The organism is Candidatus Poriferisocius sp. (assembly GCF_965219775.1).
GTDB lineage: Bacteria > Actinomycetota > Acidimicrobiia > Acidimicrobiales > Bin134 > Poriferisocius.
In genome coordinates, this window is record NZ_OZ244793.1 from 3249780 (window position 1) to 3265757 (window position 15978).

At 69.9% G+C, this 15978-nt stretch carries 14 protein-coding genes; 13 read left to right on the forward strand and 1 reads right to left on the reverse strand.

Annotated elements, in window-relative coordinates:
- Positions 1-3 precede the first annotated feature (3 nt).
- From ACOQPQ_RS14735 to ACOQPQ_RS14745, 3 genes are read left to right on the forward strand one after another with little or no spacing between them, the layout of a single operon-like run.
- Positions 4-828, forward strand: coding sequence for a hypothetical protein (locus ACOQPQ_RS14735; RefSeq protein ID WP_420640167.1), 825 nt, complete (start codon positions 4-6; stop codon positions 826-828).
- Positions 829-861: 33 nt separating this feature from the next.
- On the forward strand, positions 862-1614 hold the full coding sequence (locus ACOQPQ_RS14740; RefSeq protein WP_420640168.1) for a sulfotransferase family protein: 753 nt from the start codon (positions 862-864) through the stop codon (positions 1612-1614).
- Positions 1615-1616: 2 nt separating this feature from the next.
- Entirely contained in the window at positions 1617-2693 is a 1077-nt protein-coding gene (locus ACOQPQ_RS14745; RefSeq protein WP_420640169.1) for an alcohol dehydrogenase family protein, read from the forward strand.
- Between the two features lie 11 nt (positions 2694-2704).
- Here ACOQPQ_RS14745 and ACOQPQ_RS14750 read toward each other — a convergent pair whose 3' ends face one another.
- On the reverse strand, positions 2705-3286 hold the full coding sequence (locus tag ACOQPQ_RS14750; protein WP_420640170.1) for a hypothetical protein: 582 nt from the start codon (positions 3284-3286) through the stop codon (positions 2705-2707).
- Positions 3287-3510: 224 nt separating this feature from the next.
- Here ACOQPQ_RS14750 and ACOQPQ_RS14755 point away from each other — a divergent pair, with 224 nt between their 5' ends.
- The 10 genes from ACOQPQ_RS14755 to ACOQPQ_RS14800 are packed head-to-tail and all read left to right on the forward strand — an operon-like array spanning position 3511 to position 15955.
- The gene (locus ACOQPQ_RS14755) at positions 3511-4002 is read left to right on the forward strand and encodes a VOC family protein (RefSeq protein ID WP_420640171.1); all 492 of its coding nucleotides are present in this window, start codon (positions 3511-3513) and stop codon (positions 4000-4002) included.
- On the forward strand, positions 3999-4382 hold the full coding sequence (locus ACOQPQ_RS14760; RefSeq protein WP_420640172.1) for a cupin domain-containing protein: 384 nt from the start codon (positions 3999-4001) through the stop codon (positions 4380-4382). Before ACOQPQ_RS14755 ends, ACOQPQ_RS14760 begins: the two co-directional genes overlap by 4 nt.
- 36 nt (positions 4383-4418) lie before the next feature.
- Complete coding sequence (locus tag ACOQPQ_RS14765; RefSeq protein WP_420640173.1) at positions 4419-6524, forward strand: hydantoinase/oxoprolinase family protein; 2106 nt, start codon at positions 4419-4421, stop codon at positions 6522-6524.
- The gene (locus tag ACOQPQ_RS14770) at positions 6521-8116 is read left to right on the forward strand and encodes a hydantoinase B/oxoprolinase family protein (RefSeq protein WP_420640174.1); all 1596 of its coding nucleotides are present in this window, start codon (positions 6521-6523) and stop codon (positions 8114-8116) included. The genes ACOQPQ_RS14765 and ACOQPQ_RS14770 overlap by 4 nt, the downstream gene beginning before the upstream one ends.
- Positions 8109-9668, forward strand: coding sequence for a class I adenylate-forming enzyme family protein (locus ACOQPQ_RS14775; protein WP_420640175.1), 1560 nt, complete (start codon positions 8109-8111; stop codon positions 9666-9668). The genes ACOQPQ_RS14770 and ACOQPQ_RS14775 overlap by 8 nt, the downstream gene beginning before the upstream one ends.
- Before the next feature lie 10 nt (positions 9669-9678).
- Positions 9679-10842, forward strand: a complete 1164-nt coding sequence (locus tag ACOQPQ_RS14780) for an aromatic ring-hydroxylating oxygenase subunit alpha (RefSeq protein WP_420640176.1) — start codon at positions 9679-9681, stop codon at positions 10840-10842.
- A 54-nt stretch (positions 10843-10896) separates the two neighbouring features.
- Positions 10897-12201 (forward strand): hypothetical protein, encoded by a 1305-nt coding sequence (locus ACOQPQ_RS14785; protein ID WP_420640177.1) that lies wholly within the window; start codon positions 10897-10899, stop codon positions 12199-12201.
- Positions 12198-13865 (forward strand): ABC transporter ATP-binding protein, encoded by a 1668-nt coding sequence (locus ACOQPQ_RS14790; protein ID WP_420640178.1) that lies wholly within the window; start codon positions 12198-12200, stop codon positions 13863-13865. Before ACOQPQ_RS14785 ends, ACOQPQ_RS14790 begins: the two co-directional genes overlap by 4 nt.
- Positions 13862-14974 (forward strand): ABC transporter permease, encoded by a 1113-nt coding sequence (locus ACOQPQ_RS14795; RefSeq protein WP_420640179.1) that lies wholly within the window; start codon positions 13862-13864, stop codon positions 14972-14974. Before ACOQPQ_RS14790 ends, ACOQPQ_RS14795 begins: the two co-directional genes overlap by 4 nt.
- Before the next feature lie 42 nt (positions 14975-15016).
- Entirely contained in the window at positions 15017-15955 is a 939-nt protein-coding gene (locus ACOQPQ_RS14800; protein WP_420640180.1) for an ABC transporter permease, read from the forward strand.
- The last annotated feature ends 23 nt before the right edge of the window (positions 15956-15978 follow it).

Below are 15978 nucleotides of genomic sequence, written 5' to 3' on the forward strand. Positions count from 1 at the left end.
CCGGTGCCGGAGCAGCACACCAAGCCAACACCCCCGGCCACGGTCACCGGCCGGCCCCGGTACCAGGCCCACGTGGGGTTCGTGACCACCCCCCGCTACTTCGACGACAGCCCCCAGCAGTTCCTGGACGTCGCCCCGGCGGGCACCGGGGTCATCCAGCGGGTGCTGCACATCCCCGACTACCAGTGGGGCCTGGACGAGCGGGCCCGCAACTTTGCCCTGTTGGAGGAAGCCGCCCACTGCCTGGCCCAGTCGCACTGCCGGGTGATCGGCCAGGTGGGGTCCAACTGGGTCCACTGCCGAGGCACCACCGGCCCCGACGAGGTGGTCGCCTTCTGCGACCGGGTGTCGGAGGCCGTGGGCGCCCGCTTCCTGATGGCCGGACACTGCCTGGTGGAGGGTCTGCGGGCCCTCGGAGCCACCACCATCACGGTGGCCAACGGCTACTACCGCCCGGACTGGTCGGCCGGCATCAACCGCTACCTGGAGGCTGCCGGATTCGACATCCTGTGGGCGGGCGACCTCATCGACCAAGGCTTGGTGGCCGACCACAACGAGAAACTGGCCATCGAGGCGACCTCGCTGTGGGACTACCCCGACCACCTCATGATTGCGGCGGCCACCGACGCCCACGCCCGGGCCCCCCAGGCCGACGCCATCGTGCAGACCGGGGCCGGCTTTCGGATGCTCGGCGTGACCGACACCGTGGAGCAGCGCACCGGCACCCCGGTGGTGGCCTCCGATGTGGCCTTGTACTGGGCCGTGCTGGCCGAGTTGGGCCTGCCCGCCGCCCCCGGCCACGGCACCCTGTTGGGGATGCTGGGATGATCACGACGACGAGGCGGCGGCCATGAACCGGCCATGAACAAGGCCATGAACAAGATCGTGGCCTTGTGGGCTGTGCCCCGGTCCACGTCCACCGCCTTCGAGTGGATGATGCGGATGCGGGGCGACATGACCTGCTTCCACGAGCCCTTCGGCGAGGTGTGGTACCAGGGGGAATCGCCCGACTGGCCCCGTCTGCAGCCCGACAGCGTGCGCACCCCCGGTCTCACCTACGAATCGGCCTGGAACACGGTGCGGGCCGCGGCCGCCGAGGGGCCGGTGTTCGTCAAGGACTTCCCCCACTACCTCCGTGCCCTGTGGAGCGACGCGTTCTTCGACTGTTTCACCCACAGCTTTCTGATCCGTGATCCGGCCAAGGCCCATTGGTCGATGTATCGGCACTGGCCCGACTTCCACATCGACGAGACCGGCTACCCCGAACAGCGGGCCTTGTTCGACGAGCTGACGGCCAAGTCGGGGCGGGTGCCTCCGGTAATCGACAGCGACGATCTGCTGACCGACCCCGCCGGAGTGGTGGCGGCGTGGTGTGAAGCGGTGGGCATCCCGTTCATCGAGGGTGCGCTGCGGTGGACGCCGGGAGCCCGTGATGAGGTGAGCTGGTGGGACGGGGGCTCCTTCCACGAGAACCTCCGCCACTCCCGGGGCCTCGAGCCCCAATCGCCGCGGTCGGTGGACATCACCGCCGCTCCCCGCCGGGTGCGGGAGGCCTATGAGATCACCCGCCCCCACTACGACCACCTGTACGCCCACCGAATGAAAGGGTGGTAGGGATGCGGGCGGCGGTGCTGATGGGCCACGGGGGACCGGAAATGCTGCAGGTGCGCGACGACGTGCCTGTGCCGGTTCCGGCAGCCGACGAGGTGCTGATCGAGGTGAGCGCCTGCGGCATCAACAACACCGACATCAATACCCGGGTCGGCTGGTACAGCAAGACGGTGACCGGAGCCACCTCAGGGGCGGGATTCGACCAGGCGCAGGCTGGCGATTCCACCTGGGGAGGTCGAGGGCTGGAGTTCCCCCGCATCCAGGGTGCCGACGTGTGCGGGCGGGTGGTCACCGTGGGGTCGGAGGCCGACGAGTCCCTGCGCGGGCTTCGAGTGCTGGTGGACTCCTGGATCCGCCATCCCGACGACCCCGATCGACGGGAGCTGACCGGGTATCTGGGCAGCGAACGCGACGGTGGCTTCGCCGAGTACTGCGCGGTGCCTGCGCGCAACGTGTATCCGATCGAAACCCCGCTCAGCGATGTGGAGTTGGCCACTTTCGCCTGCTCGTGGTCGACCGCCGAATACATGCTGCAGCGAGTGAGCCTGGGCGCCGGCCAGTCCGTTGCCGTGACGGGGGCCTCGGGGGGAGTGGGCTCCGCCCTGGTGCAGTTGGCCAAGCGCCGAGACGCCCGAGTGGTGGCCGTGGCCGGGCGGTCGAAGCTCGACGGGGTGGCGGCCCTGGGGCCTGACGCGGTGGTTGCTCGCGGGGGCAACCGCGTGCCCGAGGCGGCGGCCCGAGCCAACGGCGGCCCTTTCGACGTGGTGGCCGACGTGGTGGGCGGTCCCGATTTCGAAGGCTGGCTGAACGTGTTGCGCCGGGGTGGTCGGTTCGTCACCTCGGGGGCGATCGCCGGTCCGATGGTCGAACTCGACCTGCGCACCCTCTACCTGAAAGACCTGGAGCTGCACGGGGCCACGGTCCTCGCCCCCGAGGTGTTCGCCGATCTGGTCGGCTACATCGAGCGAGCCGAGGTGACCCCGGTGGTGGCCGGCACCTTCCCCCTGGAGGAAATCCACGCCGCCCAAGCGGCCTTCGAGCGCAAGGAACACATCGGCTCGCTGGTCATCACCCTGCGCTGAGACTGTGTTGTCTACGGGATCCGGCCCAGGACCGGGAGCTTCTTCGTGGCCCAACCCTGCAAGCTGAGACCCGCGGGGCGGACGGCGGCGATGGCCAACAGGGCAATGATCTCGACGATGTGACTGTCCTTCACCGGATTGTGCTCGGGCCAGACGTCGCCCGCCAGGAACATGAACAGCAGCAGGAGGGTCCCGCCGATGGCGGCCGTGCGGGTGCCGATGCCCAGCATCAGGGCCAGACCACCGAGCAGCAGGGCGGCCATGAACCCGACGTCGGCGGCGTTGATGGCGTCGGGGGCCGCCGGGGCCATCCAGTCGAACAGGAACCCGGTGTGGCTGCCGGCGGTGCCGAACTCCAAGAACCCGTAGGTGGGCGCCCCGCCGTTGATCATGGCCGCATCGCAGCCGAAGTCAATGGCCGATGAGTCGGAGGCCCGGCAGGTGGAAAAGCCCAACCCGAACATCTTGTCCAGGAAGGCCCACAGGAACGACCACCCCAACAGGATTCGGAGCAGCGTCCACGCCCACACCCCTGGGGTCCTGGCATCCGTCCTTTCGGAGTCGATCGTCGAGTCAATGGTCACGTCGCTCATCGGATGCTCCGATCTTCAGTTGGATGGGATTGTGCTCCATCCAATGGAACTTCGCGACCGGTCCGAATATTCCTTGGATCTCACATCGCACCGGCCCGACACATCGCCGTCCCCGGCTCCGCCACTTCGAGAAGCAATGGCGGGTCAGCGGTTCGGTAGCCTGGCGGGATGAGGTCGAGCGACAACCGAGACACACCAGGGGCGGTGCGGGGGTGATCACCGGGATGAACCATGCCGTGCTGTACGTGCGCGATGCCCGACGCCAGCAGCGCTTCTACGCCGACATCCTGGGGTTCGAGACGGTGATCGACGAGCCCGGTCGGTTCGTGTTCATGCGGGCCCCGGCCTCGGCCAACCACCACGACATCGCCTTCTTCTCCATCGGGGACCGGGCCGAGCCGTCCACCGCCGGTCACCGGTCGGTGGGCATGTACCACATCGCCTGGGAGGTGCCCACCCTGGAGGAGCTGGCCGCCGTGCGTGAGCGGTTGCAGGCGGCCGGCGCCCTGTGCGGACAGAGCGACCACGGGGCCAACAAGAGCCTCTACGCCAAGGATCCCGACGGGCTGGAGTTCGAGGTGATGTGGTTGGTGCCCGCCGAGCACTGGGGTGACGAGGAGCACGAGGCCATCATCCGCCCCTTGGACATCGAGCGAGAACGACGCCGCTTTGCCGGAGCAGCCGCAGCCGACGCCACCACCGGGGCCCGACCGTGAACCTGGCCAACCAGTACTGCTACTTCTACGACGACCGGGAGTTTGCCGCCACCGATCGGGAGGGCTTTCGCCGCCGGGTCATCACCGGCGACGGGCTCCAGCTCTGCTTCTGGCGCATCGCCGGTGGGGCCACCGGCTCGTTCCTGCACCGCCACGAGGACCACGAGCAGCTCGGGATCGTGGTGCGGGGCGGGCTCGACTTTCGCATCGACGACGACCCCGACACCACCGAGCGGGTGGTGCTGGGCGAAGGCGAGGCCTACCTGGCCCCCAAGGGGGTGTGGCACGGCGACTCGGTGTTCATCGGCGACGACGAGTACGGGGAGTGCTGGATCCTGGACGTGTTCTCCCCACCCCGAGACGATCTCCGGGCGGGCTGACGGTGGGCCCGGACGCGTCGGCAAGGAGCTAGCCCGGTGACCGATTGGCGACTGGCGGTGGACATCGGCGGCACGTTCACCGACGCCGTGCTCTTGGATGCCGCCACCGGTGCGGTCACGGTGAACAAGGCCCTCACCACCCCGGCGGCCCCCCTGGAGGGCGTGCAGACCGCCGTCGGCCAGTTGCTCCACCGGGCCGGGGTGTCCTCCGGGGAGATCACCGCCCCCATCGTCCACGCCACCACCCTCATCACCAACGCCCTGATCGAGGACAAGACCGGGCGGGCTGCGTTGGTCACCACCCAGGGTTTCGGCGACACCCTGCTGATTCGCGATGAGCACCGCTATGACATGTACGACCTGCAGATCGAGTTCCCCGATCCCCCCATCAGCCGGGAGCTGACCTTCGAGATCGACGAGCGCACCGCGGCCACCGGCGAGGTGCTGGTGAGGCCGTCGGACGCGGCCGTGGCCGAGTTGGTCACCAAGCTGTCCGACGCCGAGGTGGAGGCGGTGGCGGTCTGTTTGATCAACTCCTACGTCAATGCGGCCAACGAGCGGCTGCTGGTCGAGGAACTGCACCGGGCCCTGGGGGTGCCGGTGTGCGCCTCCGCCGACATCTCCCCACAAATCCGGGAGTACCCCCGCATGATCACCGCGGCCTGCAACGCCGCCACCATGCCCATCATCGGGCCCTATCTGGACGAGTTGCAGAAGTGGCTGTCGGCCGAGGGGTTCGGCGGGTCGGTGCTGATGATGCTGTCCAACGGCGGGGTGGTGTCGGCCGACGACGCGGCGGCCGCCCCCATCCGGCTGGTGGAGTCCGGCCCGGCCGCCGGTGCGCTGGCCGCCCGCTGGTTCGCCCGCCGACTGGGGGAGGACCGCCTGTTGGCCTTCGACATGGGGGGCACCACCGCCAAGGCCACCCTGGTGGAGGACGGGGAGCCCGCGCTCACCACCACCTTCGAGGTGGCCCGGCGCTACCGGTTCAAGAAGGGGTCCGGCTTTCCGGTGTCGGTCCCCTCGGTGGACTTGGTGGAGATCGGCGCCGGGGGCGGCAGCCTGGCCCACCTCGACCAGTTCGGCCTGCTCAAGGTGGGCCCCGAGTCGTCGGGGGCCGATCCCGGCCCGGCCTGCTACGGCCGAGGCGGCACCCGGCCCGCGGTGACCGACGCCGACGTGGTCCTCGGGCTCTTGGACCCCGATGCCTTCCTCGGTGGCGACATGCCCTTGGACGCCGAACGGGCCCGGGCGGCCTTCCAGCCGGTGGCCGAGGGGCTCGACCTGCCGGTGGTGGACACCGCCGCCGGGGTCTACGAGGTGGTGAGCCAGAACATGGCCGCCGCGGCCCGCATGCACGCGGTGGAGCGGGGGGTGGACCTCCGGGGGGTCACGCTGTTGGCCTTCGGCGGGGCCGGACCGCCCCACGCCTGCCGGGTGGCGGAACTCTTGGACTCGAACCGGGTGGTGTTCCCGGTGAACGCCAGCGTGTTGTCGGCGTTCGGCACCCTGGTGTCGCCGGTGCGCATCGACCTGGCCCGTTCCTGGCCGGTGATGCTGGCCGAGGTGGATGCCGCCGAGCGGGACGCGCGCCTGCAGGAGTTGCGGGACGAGGGCCGCCGGGTGTTGCGCAGCGCGGGGGTGCCGGAGGCGGACATCGGCTTTCGCTACGGCATCGACGCCCGCTACACCGGCCAGGGCAACGAGATCACCATTTGGGTGGGAGAGGGCGACGTCTGGTCGGCCACCGACGACGAGGTGGTGGCGGCCTTCGAGGCCGAGTACCGCCGCATCTACGGGATGACCATCGACGACGTGGGCATCGAGGTGGTCACTTGGCGGCTGTCGGCCCGGGCCGAGCCGGTGGAGATCGACACCGATGCCCCCGACGTGGCTCCGGCCGCTCCCGACCAATCGCCCCGACCGGCCTCCACGCGCCCGGCGGTGTTCGGCCGGGCCCAGGCCGAGGTGGAGGTGCCGGTGTACCGCCGTGACCAGCTCCGGCCGGGCGCCACCTTCGACGGTCCCGCCCTGGTGGAGGAGCGGGAGACCACCTCGGTCATCCGCCCCGGCTGGCGGGTGGCGGTGGCCCACGATGCCAGTCTGATCGCCACTCGACACACCACGGAGGAGGAGACGTGACGACCACCAGGTACGACCCCATCCAGCTCGAGATCCTGTGGCAGTCGCTGATCTCGGTGGTCAACGAGCAGGCCCGGGCCCTGCAGCGGGCGGCGTTCAGCCCCATTGTGCGGGAAGCGGGCGATCTGGCCAACGCGGTGTTCGACCAGCGGGGCCGGATGGTGGCCCAGGCGGTGACCGGCACGCCGGGCCACATCAACTCGCTGGCCATTGGCGCGGCCAACATGTTGGAGGAGTTCCCCCCCGAAAGCCTCGACCCCGGCGACGTGCTGGTCACCAACGACCCCTACCTCACCGCGGGCCAACTGCTGGACGTGACCGTGCTGGTCCCGGTGTGGCGCGCCCCGGCCACCGGGGGCGATCCCGTGCCCATCGCCTACTTCGGCTCCACCATTCACCACACCGATGTGGGCGGGTACGGCATCGGCGCGGGCGGCCGGGACTGCTTCGAGGAGGGGCTGTGGATTCCCATCTGCAAGCTCATGCGGGGCGGCGAGCGCAATCCGGACGTGTGGAAGTTCATCCTGTCCAACGTCCGCCAGCCCGACCACATGGCCGGTGATCTGCACGCCCAGATGGCCTCCGGTGAGGTGGGCGCCCAGCGCTTGGGGGCCCTGTGCGACGCCCACGGCCTGGACGACATCGAGGCTCTGGCCGACGAGATCATCGACCGGTCCGAAGCGGCCACCCGGGCCAGCATCTCCGAGCTGGCCGCCGGGGAGTACCCCGCCGACGCCGTGTTGGACCTGGCCGACGGCAGCCGGATCGACATCCGGTGTTCGCTCCACGTCGATCCCGCCGCTGGGGAGATCACCGTGGATTACGACGGCAGCTCCGAAGCCAGCCCGTGGGGCATCAACGTGGTCCGCAACTACACCCACGCCTACACCACCTTCACGGTGCGATCGGTGCTGAACCCCGAGATCCCCAACAACCACGGCAGCCTGGCCCCGATCAAGATGACCGCACCCGAGGGGTCCATCGTGAACGCGGTGCGGCCCCAACCGGGCACGGCCCGCCACGTGGTGGGAATGTTCCTGCCCAACGCCCTGCTGAAAGCCCTGGCCCAGGTGAAGCCCGAGGAGTCCATGGCCGAGGGAGCCGGTGCGGTGTGGACCATGCAGGTGAGCGGCAACCACGACGACGGCACCCCGTTCATCACCGCCATGTTCACCTACGCCGGCGGGGTGGGCGCCCGGGCCACCAAGCCGGGCCTGGATGCCTGCTCGTATCCCACCGGGGTGAGCGCGGTGCCCATCGAGGTGGTGGAGGCCTCCGCGCCGGTGCGCTTTGTCCGCAAGGCCCTGCGTCCCGGCTCCGAGGGTTCCGGGGCCCAACCAGGTGGCCGAGGCCAGAGCATCGAATTCGAGGTGGACACGTCGCGCCCGTGGCAGCTCAACGCGGTCACCAGCCGTCTGTCCGACCCGCCCCAGGGCATCTTCGGCGGCGGTCCCGGCCAGGCCGGTTCGTTCCGGGTGAACGGCGAGCCGGTCACCACCCAGAGCCGCATCACCCTCGACCCCGGTGACGTGGTGAGCCTCGATTTGCCGGGGGGAGGTGGCTACGGCCCACCCGCCGACACCGGTGGCTGACTTCGCCGACCACGGCCCGCTCGACCGGGTGCCGCCTCCCTTTGCCCACCTTTGGGCCCGGACGGTGGAACACCATGGCGATGCCGAGTTCTTGGTGTTCGAACAGCCCGACGGCCAAGTGGTGCGCTGGACCTACGAGCAGTTCGATCACGCGGTCACCGCCGTGGCCGCCGGACTCGTCGAACGGGGGGTGACACCGGGCGACGCCGTGCACCTGGCCCTGACCAATTGCCCGGCCTTCGTGGCCGTGTGGCTGGCGGCCAACCGGCTGGGTGCCTGGATCGTGCCGTCCGATCCCCAGGGCCGGGTGCCCGAGTTGGTCGACCACATCGAGCGCACCCGCCCCCGAGCGGGCTTCTGCGGGGCCGACCGGGGCGAGGTGTACCGTCGAGCGGTGGCCGACGCCCGGCCCGAGCTGCCGGTGGTCGCGGTGGACGAGGCGCTGGGCGACCTGTCGGCGTTGGCCGGGGCCGCCCGGGTGGACTGGCCGGCGGTGGGCGCGCGGGACCGGGCCGCGGTCATGTTCACGTCGGGGACCACCGGTCGGCCCAAGGGGGTGGAGATCACCCAGGCCAACTACGCCTTCACTGCTCAGGTGATGGCCTCGGCTGCCGAGTTGGTCCCCGACGACCGCCAACTGGTGGTGCTGCCCCTGTTCCACGCCAACGCCCAGTACTACTCCATTGCCCCGGCCATCGCGGTGGGCGCGTCGGTGGCGTTGATGCCCGCCTTCTCGGCCAGTGGATTCCTGCCCCAGGCCGCCCGCCACCGGGCCACGTGTGCCAGCCTGTTCGCCGCTCCTCTGCGCATGATCCTGGCTCGGGGCGGACCCACCGAAGGCGTGGGGTTGCGACACTGTTGGTACGCCCAGAACATCACCGGCGACCAGTACGAGACGCTGGCCGACTGGTTCGGATGCCGCCCCTGCCAGCTTTACGGCATGACCGAGACCATCCCCGCCGTGCTCACCGAGCCCACCGGCGATCCGGTGCCCTCATCGATGGGCCGGGTTACCCCTGGTTGTCGGGTTCAGGTGCGCGACGGGGAGGTGCTGGTGGGGGGCGAGCCCGGCCTGACCCTGTTCGCCGGCTATCTGGACGACCCCGCCACCACCGCGGCATCGTTCACCGTCGACGGCTGGTTCCGCACCGGCGACCGGGCCCGAGTGGAACCCGACGGTCGCCACTACTTCGACGGTCGCCACGCCGACGTGCTCAAGGTGGCGGGCGAGAACGTGTCGGTGGTGGAGGTGGAGTCGGTGTTGGCCGCCCACCCCGCCGTGCTGGAGGCCGCCGTGGTGGGCGCCCCCGATCCGGTGCGTGACGAGGTGCCCGCCGCCTTCGTGGTCCCCGTCGACCCGGCCGACCCGCCCGCCACCGAGGAATTGGCCTCGTGGTGCCGAGAACGACTGGCCAAGGCCAAGCAGCCCCGCACGTTCACGCTCATGGACGAGTTGCCCCGCACCAGCGTCGGCAAGATCCGCAAGTTCCTCCTCCACCAGGCCGCCAACTCCGCCCAGGAGGGCGTTCCCGTCGGGGAGCGGGAGAGGTAAAGATAGGGGCATGTTCACCGACGAGCTGTTGGCCTCCTTCGAGGACTCGGTCACCGACGTGGCCACCGCCTGCACGCTGCCCCCCGAGCTGTACACCTCCGAGGAGTTCCTGGCCTTCGAGCGTCGGGTGCTGTTCGAGCGTGACTGGTGCTGCGTGGGGGTGGCCAACCGCATCCCCGAGCCGGGAGACTGGTTCACCACCACGGTGAGCACCGAGCCCATCATCGTGGCGCGCCACAAGGACGGCAGCATCCGGGCGTTCTCGGCCATCTGCCGCCACCGGGGCATGCAGGTGGTGGAGGGGGAGGGTAACAGCGGGGCCTTTCGGTGCCCGTACCATCACTGGAGTTACCGGCTCGACGGCCGCCTGTTGGGGGCCCCGGCCATGGAGCGCACCGAGGGCTTCGACCGGGCCGACTGGGGGCTGCCCAACCTGGCCGTGGAGCTGTGGCACGGCTTCATCTTCGTCAACTTCGACCCCGACGCTCCCCCCTTGGCCCCCACCCTGGAGCGGTACGAGCCGTACGTGGCCAACTACGAGTTGGACAACTGCGTGTGTCCGGGCACCTTCACGCTGACCGACCTCCCCTGGAACTGGAAGGTCATGTTCGAGAACTTCAACGACGGCTACCACGCCAACCGCCTCCACGAGGTGATCCAGGACTTCTGCCCCTCGGAGATGGCCCGCTTCCCGGTGCCGTGGTCGGACGACTCCAACGTGATCTTCCGGGAGAACGGCTACACCCACATCGACGGCGGGTTCAACGCCACCCGCAAGGCCCTGCTGCCGGTGTTCCCCAAACTCACCGAAGAAGAACGGTGGCGCTCCACCTTCGCGCTGATCCCCCCCACCCTGTGTTTCGGCACCGCCCCCGACATGGCCTTCTTCTTCATCGTGCGCCCCACCTCGGCCGAGACCATCGACGTGGAGATCGGCTACCTGCTGCATCCCGGCTCGCTGGAGCACCCCATGTTCGAGCAACTGCTCCAGGCCAGCGACGACGGGGTGCAGGTGTTCGTGGCCCAGGACCAGGACGCCACCACCAAGGTCCAGCGGGGGCTGCGGTCACGCTACGCCGTGCGGGGAAGATATTCCTGGCAGGAGGAGACCCATGTACAGTTCAACCGCTGGCTGGTCCAGCGCTATCGACGGCACTGGCCCAACGGGGCATGATGAAGGGTCGACACCGCGTCCGACCGTCGTCCGACAACTGAGGAGGGGGAACCCATGAGCACACCATCCAACCGCCGAACCCGATGGCTGTGGCCCGCCGCCGTGCTGCTGGCCGTACTGGCCCTGGTGGCCGCTGGCTGCGGCAACGACGACGACAGTGGTACGGGGGCCGACTCCGGGTCCGCTCCGGCCCCCGCCCCCACCGATGATGCTCCTGCGCCGGCGCCCGACCCGACCGACCCGCCGGATTCCGACCCCGATGACTCCGGGGACCCGGACCCCGAACCCACGGATGATGCTCCTGCGCCGGCGCCCGACCCGACCGAGGCCCCGGAACCCGAGCCCACCGAGGCGCCCGAGGACATCGCCATGCAGGACTTGCTGGACACCTTTGACGCCGACGGCGACGGCACCATCACCATCGGGGTGGCCGCCGCCGGGCCCCGCGACGACCAGGGCTACTACCAGGCGCTGGTGGACTTCGCCGAACAGTTCTCCGCCGACAACGGGTTCGCCCCCCCGATCGTGAGCGACAACATCGGCGCGGCCGAGGCCGCCCAGGCCATGGCCGATCTGGCCGCCCAGGGAGTGGACGTGATCCTGGTGGGGGCCAGCGAGATCGCCGAGCCCCTGCCCGACCTGACCGAGCAGTTCCCCGACGTGTTCTGGTACTGCAACTGCGGGGCGGGCTTCGATCTGCTGCCCGGCCTGGCCCAGGCCACCGACTGGGGCGCCCCCATCCACTACACCGCCGGGGTGGCCATGGGCGCGGTGCTGGCCGAACAGGGCGGCGACACCGCCGTGTTCCTGGGCTGTTGCGACCTCAACTTTGAGCGGGAAGCCTACGACGCCACGGTGTACGGCCTGCAGACGGTGGACCCCTCGTTCACCATGGAGTACGTCTCCACCGGAGCGTTCCCCTTCGACTTCGACAACGCGGGCAACGCCACCGCTGCCCTCACCAACGCCATCGCCGAAGGGGCCACGTTGGCCTACGCCTATCTGGGCGGGGCGCTCAACCCGGTGGGCCAGTTGGCCACCGAGGAGGGCATCGCCGTGTTCGCCGCCGGCCCCGGCGACATCTGCTCTCGCACGGACGGCATTGCCTGGACGGGCAGCATCGTGTTCGACGGCGGCCGTTACGCCGAGCAGGTCTTGCCGTTGATCATCTCCGGTGATCTGACCGAGGGAGAAAACTACACGTTCCCCACGCAGCCAGGGCTGAACGGTGGCGAACTCTGCGATCCGTCTGCGGAGGCGACGGCCCTTTTGGACCAGGCCTTTGTCGACGCCAACACCAACGGTGAGCTGTTGGGCGTGCTCGGAGGCATCTCCGGCGCAGCCTACGGCGGCGGGTGATCCACGACGCCACAACCGGCACGGGTGAGGGGGGGGAATCCTCCCCATCACCCGCGGTCGAACTCGTCGGCATCACCAAACGGTTCGGGGGCATCGTCGCCTGCGACCAGGTTGATCTCAACCTGCACCGGGGCAGCATCCACGGCATCCTCGGAGAGAACGGGGCGGGAAAGTCCACGCTGATGAAGGTGCTCATCGGGCTGGTGCTGCCCGATGCCGGCGCCATTCGCATCGACGGGCGGCCCTTGGCCATCCACGACCCCATGACGGCCGCCGCCCACGGCATCGCCATGGTGCACCAGCACTTCAGCCTGGTGGAGCCCCTCACCGTGTGGGAGAACGTGGCCCTGGGGGAAAGCGGCCGTCTCGACCCGGACGGCGTCCGCCACCGGATCGCGGCCATCAGCAGCCAGTACGGCCTCCACATCGATCCCGATGCCCGGGTGGCCGACCTCACCGCCGGCTTGCGCCAACGGGTGGAGATCATCAAGTGCCTGCGGCGTGACCCCCGGATCGTGGTGTTCGACGAGCCCACCTCGGTGCTCACCCCCGAGGAATCCGGCGAGCTGTTCGCCACACTGCGGGCGGTGGTGGAGTCGGAGGAGCGGGCGGTGGTGTTGGTGAGCCACAAGCTGGACGAGGTGCTGAGCGCCACCGACGAGATCACCATCATGCGTCAGGGCCAAGTGGTCGACCGCTTGGCCACCGAGGCGGCCGACGCCCGGACCCTGGCCCGATCCATGGTCGGCCGTGAGGTGTCGCTGCGCTCCGAGCGGGCTGCGTTCGGCTTGATCCGAGGCGACGACGGGCCCACCCCCGACCCCCCGGCATCCGTGGCCACCCCAGCGGCAGGCTCCGGCAACGGGGCCGAGAGCACGAGCACCACCGTCGAGCCCACCGGCCCCCTCGACCAGTCGCCGGCCGCGGCGCTGTGCCTGGAACAGGTTCGCGTGATGGGCCGGGGTGGCAGGGTGTTGCTCGACGACGTGAGCCTGGAGTTGCGGTCGGGCGAGATCGTGGGGGTGGCCGGGGTGGAGGGCAACGGGCAGCGCACGCTGGGCGACCTGTTGTCCAGTCTGGAGCCGCTGACCGGCGGTCGGGTGATGGTCGGCGGTGAGGAGGTGCCCGCCAACACCCCCGGGGCCATGGCCCGGGCCGGGATAGCCGTGATCCCCGAGGACCGCCACGATTCGGGAGTGGTGCTGGACATGTCGGTGGCCGAGAACCTGCTCATGGTCGACCCCCACCGCGCCGCTCGGCGGGGCGTGATCGACAAGGGGAACGCCACGAGCACGGCCCAACAGTTGATCGACGACTTCGAGATCGCCTGCACCGGGCCGGACGCGCCGCTGTGGTCTCTGTCGGGCGGCAACCAACAGCGGGTGGTGCTGGCTCGGGAGCTGGCCGCCGAGCCCAGGGTGCTGGTGGCCGCCCAACCCACCCGGGGGTTGGACGTGGGGGCCATCGAGTACATGACCGACCGGCTGCGCCGCACCGCCGACTCCGGGGTGGCGGTGCTCCTCATCTCCAGCGAACTGGAGGAGATTCTGGAGTTGGCCGACCGCGTCGTGGTGATGTTCCGGGGCGGCATCGCCGCTCAATTGGATCGGCACGAGGCCGACCTGGAGACCCTCGGTTTGCTGATGGGCGGGGCCGAGACGTGACCCGGTGGGGCGAGGGCACGGCTCGGGGGGCCAAAGCGGGGGAGTGGCTCGCCATGTACGCCCTCAGCATCGTGGCGGCCTTGGTGATCGCCAGCGTGGTGGTGGAGTCCACCGGAGGCGATTGGTGGCCGGTGGTGCAAGCCCTGATCGACGGCAGCCTCCGCGCCCCCGGACGCTGGGGGGAGACGCTGGGGGTGGCCGCCCCGCTGCTGCTGGTGGCGTTGGGCACGGTGATCTCGGCCAAGGCCGGGCTCATCAACATCGGCCAGGAGGGCCAGTTGCTGATGGGGGCGGCGTTCGCCACCTACTTCGGGTTCCTGATCGGGGGACCGGGACCGCTGAACGTGGTGGTGATCATGGTGTTCGGCGCCGTGGGCGGGGCGGTATGGGCTGGCGTGGCCGGGGTGCTGCGCTTCTGGCGGGGCGTGCCCGAGGTGCTGAGCACCCTGCTGCTGGTCACGGTGTCCACCCAGGCGGTGGCCTACGGCCTGCGCTGGAACTGGCTGCTGCTGGCGCCGGGTGCGGAGCGGGGCAACCGCAACCAGGTCAGCAGCCAACTGCCCACCGACAACCGCATTCCCCGCCCGAACATCTTCGGCAACGAGTTTCCCGTGTCCGTGTACGTGGCGCTGATCCTGGCCGTGGTGGTGGCCTTCGTGCTGGCCCGCACGGTGTGGGGGTTCCGGTTGCGGATGCTGGGATTGAACGCCCGGGCCGCCCAACGGTCGGGGGTGTCGTCGGTGGTGTACGGGGCCAGCGCCCTGGCCATCGGCGGGGCGTTCGCCGGGCTGGCCGGGGCGGCCATGTTCGCCGGGGGCGGGTTCTCGTTCGGCAACTTCCGGTTGGTGCCCGGCTTCTCCGACAACATTGGCTGGACCGGCCTGCTGGTGGCGTTGGTGGCCCGCGAGCGGGCGCTGGCCGCGGTGGTGGCCGCCTTTGTGTTCGCCGGGCTGCGCACCGGATCGGGGTTCGTCAACAGCACCGGGGTGGAGAGCCGCATCACCGACGTGGTGCAGGGGCTGTTGGTGCTGGCCCTGTTGGTGCCGCCGGCGGTGATGTTCCTGCGCGATCGAGCCCGGGCCCGGGCCGCGGCCACGGCCAGAGTGTGACGCCATGGTGATCGACTCGTCCGACCTCTGGGGCACGACGCCATGGTGATCGACTTCTTCTCGGCGGTGGGCGATGTGTTGTCGTCGGAGTCCACCTACATCAACGGGGCGCTGTTCGCTGCCCTGCTGGCCTTTGCCGCCACCGGGGAGTGGGTGGCGGAGCGGTCGGGCACGCTGAACATCTCGGTGGAGGCCATGTTGTTGAGCGGGGCGTTCGCCGGGGCGCTGGGCTACCACCTCACCGGCTCGGTGGCCGCCGCGCTGGTCTTCGGTGCCGTCGGGGGCATGGTGATTGCCGCCGTGCAGGCCGAGATGAGCCACCGGTTGACCGCCGATCAGTTCGTGGTCGGGCTCACCCTCAACATCTTGATCTTCGGGTTGGCCGGGTTCCTGGACCGGGAGATCGACCCCGAGGCCACCTTCGCCTCCACCGTCGAGATCCCCTTGCTGGTCGACATCCCCCTGTTCGGGGAGGCGCTGTTCGGCGAGCCGTGGCCGTTCTACCTGCTGTACGGGCTGGTGCCGTTCTCGTGGTGGCTGGTCTACCGCACCCGGTGGGGGTTGGAGTTGCGGGCCGCGGGGGAGAACCCCCAGTCGGCCGACGTGAGCGGCATCGACGTGAACCGCCGCCGCCGCCAGTCCATCTACTACGCCGGGCTGACCTCGGGGTTGGGGGGCGCGTTCTTCGTGTTCGCCCGGCTGGCCTCCTTCGAGAACACCATCATCGGCGGTCGGGGCTTCATCGCCATCGCCGCCGTCATCTTCGGCGGCTGGACGCTGTGGGGCACCATGGGCGGCTGCATCCTGTTCGCCGGGGCCCTGTCGTTCCGGTTGTCGGTCCAGGGCCTCGGCTACGAACTCAACGCCGAGTTGCTGCAAGCCCTGCCCTTCCTGGTCACCATCGGGGCCATGGCCATCTTCGCCCGCCGGGTCCGCCCCCCCGCCGCCCTCGCCCGCCCCTTCATTCGCGGCCTCAAGTAGCCGACGGCGGGGGGCCGCCGCCA